Genomic DNA, 14,388 nt, shown 5'->3' with positions numbered 1-14,388 from the left:
ATTATTGGTTTATTTGTTATAGATGAATACTAAGTTTAAACATTCAGAAATTGTCATACTGCCAGAACAGATGGAACACCATAATCATGGCTATAACCAAGTTGTGATTGGCTTATCTGGACAGACAGAATTTGATATAGAAGGCTATGGTAATCTTGTTTGCCCTGGTCAGGGGTGTTTAGTGACCGCTGATTCTGAACATGCCTTTTCTGGTTTAGGTCGAAATGAAATATTGGTTCTGAATATACCAGTCTCCCCAAATTCGTTTGAAGAAACCTACGGCCATTTACAACCTTCTTATGCGGTGGAACGTGTCGAACGCTTATTTGATCAGTCGAGCTATTTTCATCTTGATAGCCAAGCTCAAAACCTTATTAATGCACTCACTGTTGAAATGACAGCGCACCCTGATGATCTGTTATTAAGTAAAGCATGTACCGATACACTGATGTGCGTATTGCAGCGACATTTTAAGCCGTTAGCATCTGATCGCCACATTGCCCGTCTGAATATGGATATTGTCGATCAATATATTATTCAGCATCTAACGCGTAAAATTTCTGTAACACAATTGGCGGGGCTGGTTTTTTTAGGTGAAAGCCAATTTCATTTATTGTTCAAGAATCAAACAGGTGTAACACCACATCAGTATGTTTTAAAGAAGCGCCTCGAAATGGCGAAACAATTAATGGAAGAGTCGCAGTTGAGTTTGGCCCAGGTGGCACAAAGCTGTGGATTCTCGGGTCAGAGTAGCTTTACACAAGCGTTTTCACGTTTATACGGCATGCCACCTGCGCGTTTTAAAAAAGATAACTTATAGCTTCATTTATTGTCTTAGTTGAATGGTCGTTTTTATATTTCATTTAATTCAACGGCTTAATTGAAAATATCATTTTTTTGTTGCTTATATTCAGCATTTTTTTGACTCTTCTTTGTTTCTCTTCTTTTCTAGCCTCTCTCGTTATCATATTCATACTTACGTAGGAACATTTACTGTTTTTGCGTAACTTTTCATGTTCATTTTTTGCAGCTAACTTTACGTTAATCGGTATGAAACAAGTTTTTTTGATGATGTTTTGTGTCTAATTTTGTTAAAAAACGGACTTTTTCTAAAAATTAACGGAGAATATAGCAAGACTAGACGAGCTGTGGAAAATAGAATCCCCTCAATAGTAACACTGGTGTAACATTTATCCTGACGATATAGATAAACTTCAGGATTCATTATTGAGGGAATGATTATGTTCAATGCGGCAGATGTACTTCAGCCATCCTTTATTGAGCGTCCGTTAAACGAAATCTGGACTCTGATTTCGCCGCTCTATTCTGTTGATGAGTCGTTATGGCTAGAACAGCTATTACCTTTGGCTGAGCCGTCAGATGTAGAACGTAAACACACAACAGATAAAGCCGCTGAGCTTATTCAGCGCGTGCGTGCCGATGAAAATGCAGTTCAAATGATTGATGCATTGTTATTGGAATACAGCCTAGATACTAAAGAAGGTATTTTGCTGATGTGTTTAGCAGAAGCCTTGATGCGTATTCCTGATGCCGCAACGGCTGATGCCCTTATTCGCGACAAACTCAGTGTTGCTGATTGGAAGTCTCACCTTAAAAATTCTGATTCTCTGTTTGTGAATGCCTCTACTTGGGGTCTGATGCTGACGGGGAAAGTGGTCACAATGGATGCCAAAGAAGACGGTAAACCATCTCATGTGATTAATCGCTTAGTTAATAAAATGTCTGAGCCTGTGATTCGTCAAGCGATGAATCAGGCGATGAAGATCATGGGTCACCAGTTTGTACTGGGGCGTACGATTTCAGAAGCAATGAAAAATGGTAAGAGTAACCGTGATAAAGGTTTCACTTATTCATTTGATATGCTGGGTGAAGCGGCATTAACGGCACAAGATGCTCAAAAGTATTTTAAAGATTACATCATGGCGGTTGAATCTGTTGGTCGTGATGGGTATGCCAACCAAAAAGGCAGTAATCAACAATCGCCTGATCCAACGGTGTCTATAAAGCTATCTGCTTTGCACCCTCGTTACGATGTAGCGAATGAAGCCCGTGTATTAGATGAAATGTATGAATCAGTGCTTACATTACTTTCACGTGCGCGTGAATTGAATGTGGGTATTACGATTGATGCTGAAGAAGCCGATCGTCTTGAGTTGTCATTAAAGTTATTTGCAAAGCTATACCGTTCAGATGCAGTTAAAGGCTGGGGTCGATTTGGTATCGTTGTCCAGTCTTACTCTAAGCGTGCACTACCTGTACTGGCATGGTTAGCGGCATTAAGCAAAGAGCAAGGCGATGTTATTCCTTTACGCTTGGTGAAAGGCGCCTATTGGGACAGTGAATTAAAGCTTTCTCAGCAAAGTGGTTTTAGTGACTACCCAGTCTTTACTCGTAAAGAGTCAACAGATAGCGCATATCTTGCGTGTGCTCGTTTCTTATTATCTGAGCATTTACGTGGAGTGATTTACCCGCAGTTTGCTAGCCATAACGCCCATACAATCTCTGCTATTGTGGCGATGACTGATCACCGTGATTTTGAATTCCAACGTCTGCATGGCATGGGCGATGCGCTTTATAATCATGCAATGGACATGTATCAAGCGAATGTACGTATTTATGCGCCTGTTGGTAGCCATAAAGATTTGCTGCCGTACCTTGTGCGCCGCTTACTTGAGAATGGTGCTAACAGCTCGTTTGTTCACCGCTTGGTTGATGCCGATTGCCCGATTGAATCATTAACAGAGCATCCGGTAGATACCTTACGCTCTCGTCCTTCGCTAAATAACAGCCTTATTCCACTGCCACCACAGATCTTTGGTGAGAGTCGCAAAAACTCTGCCAGCATTAATATTGATATTGAATCTGAGTGGACACCGTTCAATGCAGCTATTCAGGCATTTAGTCAGCATCAATGGCAGGCTGGCCCTATCGTTAATGGCGTAACGCTTGATGGTGAACAACACGCAATTACCGCCCCTTATAATCGTTCTGAAAGTGTAGGACAGGTCGCATTTTCCAGTGCAAGCCAAGTTGCTCAAGCAATTGATGTAGCAAGTGAAGCATATCCAGAATGGTCACAAGTTGCTGCTTCTGAACGTGGTGAGTGCTTACAGCGTTTAGCTGATTTGCTTGAACTTCATACCGGTGAGCTGGTTGCCCTTTGTCATCGAGAAGCGGGTAAAACAATTCAAGACAGCATTGATGAAATTCGTGAGGCCGTGGATTTTTGTCGCTTTTATGGTGAACAGGCATCATCTGAACTAGCCAGTGCAAAATCAATTAAAAGTTTTGATGGTTCAACCAAACAGCTGAGCTATCAAGGCCGTGGTGTATTTGCGTGCATTAGCCCATGGAATTTCCCTCTAGCGATTTTCTTAGGGCAAGTGTCTGCTGCATTGGCTGCAGGTAATACTGTTGTTGCCAAGCCTGCTGAACAAACCTCGTTGATTGCTTACCGTGCGATTGAACTAATGCTAGAAGCGGGTGTTCCTGCTGGTGCAATTCAATTATTACCAGGTACGGGGGCTGAAGTGGGTGCAACACTCACAACGGATGTGCGTATTGCTGGTGTGGCGTTTACTGGTTCAACAGAAACAGCACAACGTATTAACCGTTCTTTAGTCGCACGCGATTGTGAAGCGGTTCCGTTTATTGCTGAAACTGGCGGGCAGAATGCGATGATTGTTGATAGTACCGCGTTGCCAGAGCAAGTGGTGCGTGATGTGGTGCGATCTGCATTTGCGTCTGCTGGGCAGCGTTGTTCTGCGTTACGGGTGTTATTTGTTCAAGCCGATATTGCCGATCGCATAATTACTCTTATCAAAGGTGCGATGGCTGAGCTATCTGTCGGACGCCCTGAGTTACACAGTACCGATGTTGGTCCTGTTATTGATATCGCGGCAAAAGAAAAACTGCTAAAGCATATTGAGTCGTTAAAGAATCAATCGAAACTAGTGGCTCAAGCTCAGCTGAATGATGAATGTAAGTTGGGTGACTTTGTTGCACCAACAGCATTTGAAATTAGCAGTATTGATATTTTGAAAAATGAAAACTTCGGCCCAATTCTTCACATTGTTCGTTTTAAAGCGAATGAAATCGATCAGGTTGTCGATCAGATTAATCAGACAGGGTTTGGTCTAACGCTGGGTGTTCACAGCCGTAACGAGCGAACTTATTGTCGTATCGAGCAACGCGCGCGCGTGGGTAACTGCTACATCAATCGTGATCAAGTCGGTGCTGTGGTGGGTGTTCAGCCGTTTGGCGGACAAGGCCTATCGGGTACTGGTCCAAAAGCGGGTGGCCCACATTATCTGTATCGCTTCACTAAAGATGTACTGAGTGCGTAATAGCAGCTGTGTCTGAATTGAGAAGGAAGAACTTATGACTACAAATATTCAAACCATGGTGGATAGCAGCCTATCAACATGGGAAAGCTGGAATGGCTTAGGTTACAGCGAGCGTACTGCCATTTTAACGCAGTGGGCTAGCCAGCTAGAAGCCAATGCGAAATTGATGGTGGAGTTTCAATGCCGCAATGCGTTAGAGCATGTGGGAGAAACACTATTAATGCCAGGGCCAACAGGTGAAACCAACGAACTGTACAGTGCTGGTCGTGGTGCATTTGTGGTAACGGCTGATGCTGATGCAACTGTTACGGCAATTGTCGGGCAAATTACAGCAGTATTAGTGACAGGCAATACTCTGTTTATATGCTTGCCAGCTGACAGTGCGTTATCAGGCAAAGCGTTGGTATCACAGCTTGAAAAAGCAGGTTGTCCGCACGGTGTTATCGTCGCGGTAGATTGTGATCAACTCGCTGATTTGGTCAGCCATACTGCAATCGCGGGTGTGGCTTATGCGGGTGAGTTATCAACGTCACAAGCTATGGCTCGTCAGTTAGCTGCACGTGATGGTTTATTAGCCCAGCTAGTAACAGAAACAGATTGTGAGTTGTTACCTGTTATTGGTAGCCCCACATACATCTTGCGTTTTGTGACGGAAAGAACACGCACCATTAATATTACCGCTGTAGGAGGTAATGCAACACTGCTTGAACTGGGCAGTGGTGAACATTAATTTTTAGTGGTTAGCCGGTTTATGGTTATTTCCCTCAATTATGTCGTGTGACTGAAGGAAATAGTGATAGGTCGGTTAACCAAGTAAACATGCTGAATAGAATATTCAGTAAATAAATAAAATACCCGCAATGAATGGGTATTTAAATAAGTGAGGGAACTCGACAATGATTGAAAACAGCTTTGCTATTACAGGTACGTTTATCGTTTATCTGATAGCTATGATGGCAATTGGTTATATCGCCTATAAGCGTACATCTAATTCAGCCGACTATTTCTTAGGTGGCCGTTCGTTAGGGCCATGGCCAGCAGCGTTATCGGCAGGTGCTTCTGATATGAGTGGTTGGTTACTACTGGGTCTACCGGGTTATGCTTATGCGGCTGGTATTGAATCACTTTGGTTAGCTGGTGGCTTGTTATTGGGCACATGGCTAAACTGGCTGATTTGTGCGAAGCGTCTTCGTACTTACAGTATTACTGCTGATAACTCACTAACACTTCCTGAGTTTCTAGCACGCCGTTTTGATGATAAATCTAAACTGATCCAAACTATTTCAGCATTCTTCATTTTGCTGTTTTTCCTTTTCTATACCAGTTCAGGTTTAGTTGCAGGCGGTAAATTATTTGAAACCGTATTCGGTCTTGATTACAGCATTGCGGTCATTGTCGGTACCGTTTGTGTTGTGTCTTACACCTTATTTGGTGGCTTCTTAGCCGTATCATGGACAGACCTTGTACAAGGTTTATTGATGTCTGCGGCATTGCTTATTGTGCCTATTGCTGCCATGAGTGGTGGCGTAGGTGATCTTACGGCAGCATTGGAGCTGAAAAACCCAGAGCTAATGACGTTGTTCAATGATGTGAAAGGCCAACCGTTATCTGCCATTGCTATTATTTCTCTTGCAGCGTGGGGTTTAGGTTACTTTGGTCAGCCACACATCCTTGCGCGTTTTAAAGCAACGCGTAGTAATGCTGATATTACAACAGCACGCCGTATTGCGGTTATCTGGACTGCATTATCAATGATTGGTGCGGTACTTGTAGGTTTGGTTGGTATTCTTTATGTTGATAACCAATTGGCAGGCGAGCTAGCTGATGGTGAGAAAATCTTCATGTTACTTGTGAACTCAATCTTCCACCCAGTGGTTGCGGGTATTCTATTAGCAGCGATTCTTGCGGCTATCATGAGTACTGCTGATTCACAGCTATTAGTGTCGTCTTCTGCATTGGCGGAAGATTTCTATAAGCAAGTATTTCGTCCAGATGCTCCAACAGAAGAAATTGTCATGGTCGGCCGTGTTGCTGTTATCGGACTTTCTATTGTTGCACTGGTGTTGGCAATGAACCCTGATAGTACGGTACTTGGTTTGGTCTCTTATGCGTGGGCTGGTTTTGGTGCGGCATTTGGACCTGTACTGTTACTTAGTCTTTACTGGAAGCGTATGAACCGTAATGGTGCGTTAGTCGGTATTATTGTGGGTGCATTAACGGTTGTTATCTGGAAGCAGATTACAGGTGGTATCTTCGATATCTATGAAATCGTACCTGGCTTTATTTTAGCGACATTATCAGTCGTGATTGTGAGCCTGACGACAGGTGAGCCATCAGATAAAATCCAAAAGCAATTCGACCAATACGAGAAGAATCTTGTAGAGTTTGATTAATGCCTAATCAATTTTAATTAAAAATAAAATGCCAGTCTGATGACTGGCATTTTTTTTGTTTGATGGATATGTGCTTGTAGGTGTCCGAACTAAACTTAATGAGATTAGTTTTTAACGTTAGTGATTTTTTCTGACTCTTAATAGTCGTGCAATGGATGATGAAAAGTAAAATGGTATAAAAAATTATCAAGCTACGAGGTACGTCAAAGTTCATTATCAAGAAGATTATTATGATGAAGAAGAACTAAATTCGATTAGCTTTTTATTATCACTTTATTTTTCAGCGTATTTAGAGAGGGGACTATGACAAATTATCAGCACTATTTGGCGACCGTTGAGCGTGTGTACCCTGTCGTATTGGCAGAGCTTGCAAGTACATGGTGTGTTGAGTGTTCAGAAGCCCGCAGTAATCAAATTAAGTTGGTTGCGAACAATGGAACGGTTTATCACAGCCTTGATCTGACGCCAATCAATACCCCGAATATGTGGACAGATAAAGAACCGATTGCTGATGCCTTTATTGAATATATTGCACGTGGATTTGCGCGGGTTACACCATTACGCCAGTCTGTTTATCGCAATAATATGAGCCATTGGTTAGAGCGCGGCTTGCAAGGGTTACAGTCAATATTTTCAGAACAAGAAGCATTACTACAGGCGGTTAGTCAGGTTGATTACCCGTATCCAAGTAAAGTGAAATTAGATGGGGATTATTTTCCATGTTGGGTGCTGGGTGAAAAAGATAACCAGATCATGGTATCGGTTATTGACCGCCGATGCGGCACATTGATGAAGTCGTTGCCTGTTGTGAGTGAACAACTGGTCGATACCGAACACTGGTTCAGCGCGCAGGTAATCGATTCAAGTGAAGACGCGATCGAGACTGCCCACCATCATATTACTGATTTAATTACAGCACCGATAGATCGCACCGACGATGAGCCAAAGCTTGCCGATGTTATTACCAACCCATGCGCATCAACCATTAGCCCCGTTGTGAGCGTAATGTTGATAATGGCTGTGGTTGTGGCTTTCTTTGTTATTCTTAAAATTGTACTTGGTTTTTAGTGTAGGTAAATATCTTAGGGGGATGGGGTGAAATGATTCGATTGGTATTACAGCCAAAATCTTATAAGATCGGCTATTAATCGTAATGCTGTAGAGATCAATTATGCAAAACCTATCGCTTCTATCCCAAACAGAGAGAAATCGCATCGAGTTAGATAAGCAGGCAGCTTATACCGTGTGGAAAGTGAAGAATGCCAAAGCGGGTTATGAAGCATTTGCAGAGTTGAGCAACAATATTTCAGACGATGATGACCGTGATTTATTTGAGCGTGCCGTTAGTAAATATAAGGTGCTAATGGGTGTGAAATAGCCGTGATCAATCAATGGTAGCTTGGGTATATTATGAATTGTGCCTTTCGTACTTGAACTGTAGAGTGCTCATCAATAACGAAAGGCATTAGTCAGTACTTATCCATAATGGTATTACATACTTTGTGGCGCTTAGATAAAGACTATTGAACTGAGCCTTATAACAATAAGCTTTCTCCTAGTTTTTTCGTCGCTGCATCATCCACGACTACTTGCACTGAGATATCCATATCATTATTCCATTTCAGCGCATACGCTGATATAGCTGCAGCGCTATCAGATTCACAGATTGCGACTCCTGTGCCACTGACCAAATCATGCCATCGCCCAATCATTTTAATCTCATCCCCCATCATCGCTTTATCCTGCTCGTCGGAAAGTTGAGAGAAGTGAGCCAATATCGGGTGAAGTTTCCCCTGATGGATCTGCCATGTGATTAAAAAAGTCATCGCTAATACCTCATAGAAGCAGAGGTATTAAGTATAGGTTGCTAGCCGCCACTTAAACAATGACAGCGCATAAAGAGCTCTGGTGGCACCTCCATCTCAAGTATGCCATTCTATAGTATTATTCAATGTACTGATGATTCTGCATCGGATTAATCGAATAAGGAACCTTGATGAGTGTAAAGGGAAGTACTCTCAAAAAAAACGGTTATATTGGTATACATATTTGTCTATTAGTCGGCATATTGCTTTGTGTCGGCTTAATTCTTCCTCGTGCTATGGCAGCACAATCCGTTTCTTGGGATCGCCAAAATCAAACATGGTTAAGCCAGCAATCTGAACATTTTACCATTCACTTTCGTGACGGGCATCAATCACAAGCTGCTAAATCATTAGACATTGCAGAACGTGTTCACAGCGAGCTGCTGCCATTTTTTATTCATGATCCAGAAAACCGTACCGAAATTGTATTAGTCGATGATTTTGATTTTTCTAATGGCTGGGCAACGCCGCTTCCTTTTGCACAAATCCGTTTATTCATGAGCCCCCCAGAAGATGTTAATGGTCTTGAGGCGAATGATGAATGGTTACACATGCTTATTCGTCATGAATACGCGCACATCATGCACATGGAGTTAGGTGCAGGGGCTGTAAAAGGAGTCCGAAAGGTACTTGGTCGTAATGGCTTGCTATTTCCCCATGCCTTAACGCCTTCGATGCTTATTGAAGGGGTAGCTGTTTACTTAGAAACAAATAAAACACTGGGCTATGGTCGATTGCAAGGCAGTGTGTATGACATGCAAATGCGGATGGAAGTGGCTAGCGGTAAGTTTAATGATCTTGAACAGGTTGTAGTCGCGTCGCGTGAATGGCCGCTAGGGTCGCAATATTTGTATGGTGCATATTTTATTGAATACCTTGCGACAATGTATGGTGAAGAAAAACTAGCGCTTTTTTTAGAGGATTATAGCCGAAAATTACTCCCGTATTTTTTATTGAATGGTTCTGCTGAAACAGTATTTGGTAAAGATTTTTTCCAATTGTGGGATGATTTTCAGCAGGATTTTGAAATACGTTATGACACACAAATAAGAGAACTTGCTCAGCAGGCAGTAACTGGGCGTGATATTGCTATTAACCCGTATTTACAAGTAACTACACCGGGTAATCATGGATTATTAGTTACCCGTAAAAATGGTGAAGATCGTGCGGTTATTTCTCGGCTCAATAATAGCGTTCAGTCTGAAGATAAATGGCAAAATATCATTAATACCAAAGGTGTTACAGCGTTAGATCTGCACCCTATTAGTGGGTTAGTTGTATCACGGATTGTTAATTATACTGATGGTCGACAAATTAATGATTTATTTATCTATCAAGATAATCGCTGGATAAGGCTGACAGAAAGACAACGCTTTCGCAAAGTACGCTGGATGTTAAATGGTAGGCAGTTATTAGCCAGTCGAAAAATTAATGGATTAAGCGAACTGTGGTTAATTGATGCGGGAAATTCACATACATCCTTAGTGTGGCGCGGTGAGCAAGGTGATGTGTTAGGTGGTTTTGATGTTTCACCGACAGGAGATTTTGTTGTTGCGTCAATGAAGCGACCGCATCAAGGGTGGAATTTAGAGCGCCTGCCTATTACTTCTCTTCAAACTGGCCATCAGAGCCTCAAGAATAATCAAGCTCTTAGTCTAAACACGCCATCAAATACTCTTTTAGATATAGATTGGCTGCCCCTTACCGATACAAAGGCAACTGAAAATAGTCCAGTCTATTTACCCGATGGGCGCATTGCATACAGTGCTGATTATGAGGGGATATATAATATTTTTGTTATCGCCCCCAACTCTGGTGAAGTAATGCAATGGACGCGTGAAATCGGAGGGGCATTTCAGCCACAGTGGCAGCCTTATTTAGGATTAGCCTATCAAGCGTACGATATTGATGGGTATCACTTGAAAGTGATTGAGCAGCCTAAGCCATTAACAACATTTACGGTGAACAGCCAGCAAGGTCGTTATGATTACCCGCCAGTTGTGGTTAATACCCGTGAAAAGTCAGCCGTTGAATCTTATAGCCCATGGTCAAGTTTACGTCCACGAACATGGCTGCCATTACTTTTTATTGATGATAACTCAACGGAAGTTGGGTTTCTTACCTCGGGCTCTGATGCATTAAGTCGGCACAATTATTGGATTTCAAGTTCTTGGGATTTTGACAATGATATAGCCAATTTTAATGCAGCTTATCGTTATGACAATCGTTGGTTATTTACTTATGAACGTAGCCATAATTTTGAAACGTTTATACAAAACACCTCGTCAGGTAATGAGATTACAGGCAAGCGTATTACTCAAGATGATAATATATTATTGCAACGTAATAACATTTTCACGTCATGGGAAGATGATCTAGCGTTACATGCTGGTGTTACTTGGGAAAAAGAATCACTGGTATCAGAACCTAGCTTGTCTAACCTTCCGCCATATCGACCCGCTGATGAATCATTGTTCGGCTTTGCGTTTACGTTCGATAACCGCGAAACATATTTAAATGTGCTCGGTATTGGCTGGGGACACTATGCGGATTTTATTGTGGAAACAAACGCATTATTTAATGGTGATTATAGCGGTGAAAAATATCAAGGGCAGTGGCTAGGAACATGGGATTTCCCCGGCAGAACCACGTTAACTGGGCGATTAAGTTTTGGTTATGCCGATGATAGCGCGAAGTCATTCCGATTAGGTGGAACTGATCTTCTTGAAGAATCGCGTTTATTTGGACGAGATACGCAAGCACTACGTGGCTACGATGAATCGGTACAGCGAGGTCATCGCTATGCAACGCAACGGTTAGAGGTCGAAACATGGTTGGGTCGATTAGAGCGAAACTGGAGGCTGTATCCCGTTGGTATTGGTGATATCTCAGGCTCAGTGTTTATTGACTCAGGTGCTGCGTGGAATGAGAGTCATAATATTGAGCAGTTAACGGGGGCAGGTATACAAATATCGATTGAAGCTAAGTTAGGGTATGGCTTAACGTTACCAGTTACCTTGGGTTATGCGCATGGATTTGATGACGAACTTGGGAAAGAGCAGTTTTATCTCAATATTTCGGGCAGTTTTTGGTAATACCAAGAAAAGATAATTAACGTTGGATGTATCAATCTAATATTCCAAAAACGATCACGCAAAGCGACTGACTGAATAGTCATTTTTCAGCATTTATTCAGAAATGTAATGATATTATAAAGCGGTATATTATACGGTGGTCGTGCAATGGCTCGCTGGGTATATTTTTCAAACAATACAGTGTTATTCAAGAACGTACAGTCTGTAAATTTATGGCTATACTTCAGTATTTCTTGATCTAAATATTTCTTTTGTAGTTACCAATTTGATAAACCTTAGACTTAATGTATTAAGTCTAATTATGATACACTGTTTTTTATTGTAAGTGCCAAGCGTTCTTTATGTGCAATGAATAAGGAATTATTTTCAAATTATGAGTAAGTTTACCCCCCCTACGTTTAAGAAAGCTTTTTTACACCCACGCTATTGGCCGACGTTAATGATGATATCTATTTTATATCTGATTAGTTGGCTCCCTTATTTTATTCAATTCCGCATGGGGCAAGGTGTAGGTTGGTTAGCTTTTCGCCTTGCATCCCGTCGTAGAGAAACAGTTAAGCGCAATCTAGAGCTGTGTTTTCCTGATATGTCTGAACCAGAGCGTGATGCCTTGATTCATAAGAATCAGGAAAATACAGGTTTAGCGTTATTCGAAACCGGAATGGCGTGGTTTTGGCCAGACCTTCGTGTTCAACGGCATGTTGAAGTTGAAGGTATAGAGCATATCAAAAAACTGCAGGCTGAAGGTAAGGGTGTTTTACTGATAGCTATTCACTCGATGAATTTGGAGTTAGGTGCCCGTGCGTTTGGTTTAAGCACCCCTGGAGTTGGTGTTTATCGTCCGAATAACAATCCTTGTTTTGATTATTTTCAATATAAAGGTCGCTCGCGCTCGAACAAAGACATGATTGATCGTAAGGATGTAAAAGGCATGCTACGCGCTTTACGTAAGGGCGAGCTAGTCTGGTACGCGCCTGATCATGATTATGGTCGCCGTCGTTCGACATTTGCACCGCTATTTGCAGTTGAAAATGCTTGTACCACAACAGGAACAAGCCTATTGGTTGATGCATCTGGTTGTGCGGCTGTGCCATTTGCCATGATTAGAAATAGCGATTCAGGAAAATACACATTAAAGATTTTTCCACCATTAGATGCCTTTCCGCATAAAGATCTTGATGCTGCTGCCGCTTATGTTAATAAGGCTGTTGAGCGCTCCATCATGGAAGCCCCAGAGCAGTACTTGTGGTTACATCGTCGCTTTAAAACACGCCCAGAGGGTGAGCCATCACTGTATAAGTAAATCATGAAGAAGAGGGCTTTTTAGCCCTCTTTTTTTATATGTTTTTCTACCTGCTTTATGATTTTCTCATTAGTATCGAATGTTTTTCTTCATATTCTCACAGCCTCGTTCATCGTAAGAACGTTTCCTTATAGCAAAGATCCCTTATATACGTGGCATGTTTTATGTATGTGTATTTACAGTGGACGCTATTTGAAATTAAAGCGTTATTCGAAACGGAAGGTTTGAATTTAGTGAGTGTTCGTGAGAGGTATGAAATGAAAACGATATACCTTGTTTGTGATATTACTTTGCATAAGGGAACAAGTTTTTTTGATTATTTGTATCAGTTAGAAACGACAGAGTATCGCTTTGTGCTCGTTACACCAGATATTACAAGAGATGCTAGGAATGCATTGGAAAACAAAGGATATAAATACGAACGCGTGTCGAATGTAGTTCAGTTGATGCTTCTGCTGCGAGCAAGTCCTGCAAATATGATTCATTTTCATTTTTACGGTATAGGGCATTCGTACTTATTGTGTTCAAGACTACTTTGTTCGAATATAATTTTGACTGCGCATCAATCGTTACCCAAAGAAAAGCAGCCTCTTAACGTGAAATTTCGTTCAAGAATACAATGTGCTTTGGTGAGGGTTAAACGTAGAGTATTAATTCTTTTCTTAAGGCGTACAGTGGCGGTTTCATCGTTTATTAATCGTTGGCTTATAAATGATATTCCGAGTCGTTCTGTAGTTAAAATTGAAAATGGAATTAATTTGCAACGTTTTTCTTATGTTGATCTACCGCCTGTTTCTACTACGTTAAATTGTTTTTTTGTTGGTCACTTATCTGAAGAAAAAGGTGTTTGCAAATTACTGTACTTATTCTCTGATTCTGAAATATCAAAGGTGGCCAATATCAGTATTATTGGTGATGGCCCAATGCAAGAAGAGGTCAAACAGGCGGCAAAGAAATTTTCATCCATTACCTACCTTGGTCCATCAGAGTATGTTGAACAAGACTTAACAGGTGCACACCTTTTGCTTGTTCCATCCCAATGGCAAGAAGCATTTGGCTATGTAGCTGTTGAAAGTATGGCGATGGGACGTCCTGTTCTCGCCCAGCCTACAGGTGGATTAGGTGAGTTGTATTCACATAGTAATCATAGCTGGTATGTTGATTTTAATGATAAAGGTGCCGTTGAAAAATTACTTAAAACATTATTGTCTCAGCCTGAATTAATAAGAATAACAGGAATTAAAGCGCGCAGATGGGTTCATGAACACTATTCTTTAACACGTCAAATAAATCAAACTCATGCACTCTATTCTGAATTGCTTAATTAACGTAATGAGTAGGGGGTATCTTTGATAAAGGAGCGAC

General features: G+C 41.6%; 10 protein-coding genes. 9 read left to right on the top strand and 1 reads right to left on the bottom strand.

The features are described from left to right. The first annotated feature begins 22 nt into the window (after window positions 1-22). The 6 genes from C9J47_RS00725 (at window position 23) to C9J47_RS00700 (ending at window position 8,138) form a co-directional block, all read left to right on the top strand. Complete coding sequence (locus C9J47_RS00725; protein ID WP_107251797.1) at window positions 23-820, top strand: AraC family transcriptional regulator; 798 nt, start codon at window positions 23-25, stop codon at window positions 818-820. A 421-nt stretch (window positions 821-1,241) separates the two neighbouring features. Next, window positions 1,242-4,367, top strand: coding sequence for a bifunctional proline dehydrogenase/L-glutamate gamma-semialdehyde dehydrogenase PutA (putA, locus tag C9J47_RS00720; protein WP_107251796.1), 3,126 nt, complete (start codon window positions 1,242-1,244; stop codon window positions 4,365-4,367). 34 nt (window positions 4,368-4,401) lie between these two features. Continuing rightward, a complete protein-coding gene (locus C9J47_RS00715) occupies window positions 4,402-5,097 on the top strand; it encodes an aldehyde dehydrogenase family protein (RefSeq protein ID WP_107251795.1) in 696 nt (231 codons plus the stop codon). A 166-nt stretch (window positions 5,098-5,263) separates the two neighbouring features. Continuing rightward, window positions 5,264-6,760: a sodium/proline symporter PutP gene (gene putP, locus C9J47_RS00710; protein ID WP_107251794.1), complete on the top strand. Its 1,497-nt coding sequence runs from the start codon at window positions 5,264-5,266 to the stop codon at window positions 6,758-6,760. A 303-nt stretch (window positions 6,761-7,063) separates the two neighbouring features. Then, complete coding sequence (locus C9J47_RS00705; RefSeq protein ID WP_107251793.1) at window positions 7,064-7,828, top strand: hypothetical protein; 765 nt, start codon at window positions 7,064-7,066, stop codon at window positions 7,826-7,828. A 103-nt stretch (window positions 7,829-7,931) separates the two neighbouring features. Beyond that, complete coding sequence (locus tag C9J47_RS00700; RefSeq protein WP_107251792.1) at window positions 7,932-8,138, top strand: DUF3283 family protein; 207 nt, start codon at window positions 7,932-7,934, stop codon at window positions 8,136-8,138. A gap of 157 nt (window positions 8,139-8,295) precedes the next feature. Here C9J47_RS00700 and C9J47_RS00695 read toward each other — a convergent pair whose 3' ends face one another. Then, on the bottom strand, window positions 8,296-8,586 hold the full coding sequence (locus tag C9J47_RS00695) for a DUF3303 domain-containing protein (RefSeq protein ID WP_107251791.1): 291 nt from the start codon (window positions 8,584-8,586) through the stop codon (window positions 8,296-8,298). Window positions 8,587-8,756: 170 nt separating this feature from the next. Here C9J47_RS00695 and C9J47_RS00690 point away from each other — a divergent pair, with 170 nt between their 5' ends. The 3 genes from C9J47_RS00690 (at window position 8,757) to C9J47_RS00680 (ending at window position 14,351) form a co-directional block, all read left to right on the top strand. Next, window positions 8,757-11,720: a hypothetical protein gene (locus tag C9J47_RS00690; RefSeq protein ID WP_107251790.1), complete on the top strand. Its 2,964-nt coding sequence runs from the start codon at window positions 8,757-8,759 to the stop codon at window positions 11,718-11,720. Between the two features lie 373 nt (window positions 11,721-12,093). Beyond that, the gene (gene lpxL / locus C9J47_RS00685) at window positions 12,094-13,023 is read left to right on the top strand and encodes an LpxL/LpxP family Kdo(2)-lipid IV(A) lauroyl/palmitoleoyl acyltransferase (protein WP_006228644.1); all 930 of its coding nucleotides are present in this window, start codon (window positions 12,094-12,096) and stop codon (window positions 13,021-13,023) included. A 164-nt stretch (window positions 13,024-13,187) separates the two neighbouring features. Further along, entirely contained in the window at window positions 13,188-14,351 is a 1,164-nt protein-coding gene (locus C9J47_RS00680; RefSeq protein ID WP_107251789.1) for a glycosyltransferase family 4 protein, read from the top strand. Window positions 14,352-14,388: the final 37 nt, after the last annotated feature.

The sequence above is a fragment of the Photobacterium indicum genome, from assembly GCF_003026215.1.
In the GTDB taxonomy this organism is placed as follows: Bacteria; Pseudomonadota; Gammaproteobacteria; order Enterobacterales; family Vibrionaceae; genus Photobacterium; species Photobacterium indicum.
The sequence above is the reverse complement of the archived record's forward strand: the minus strand, read 5'-3'. Positions and strand labels throughout refer to the sequence as shown.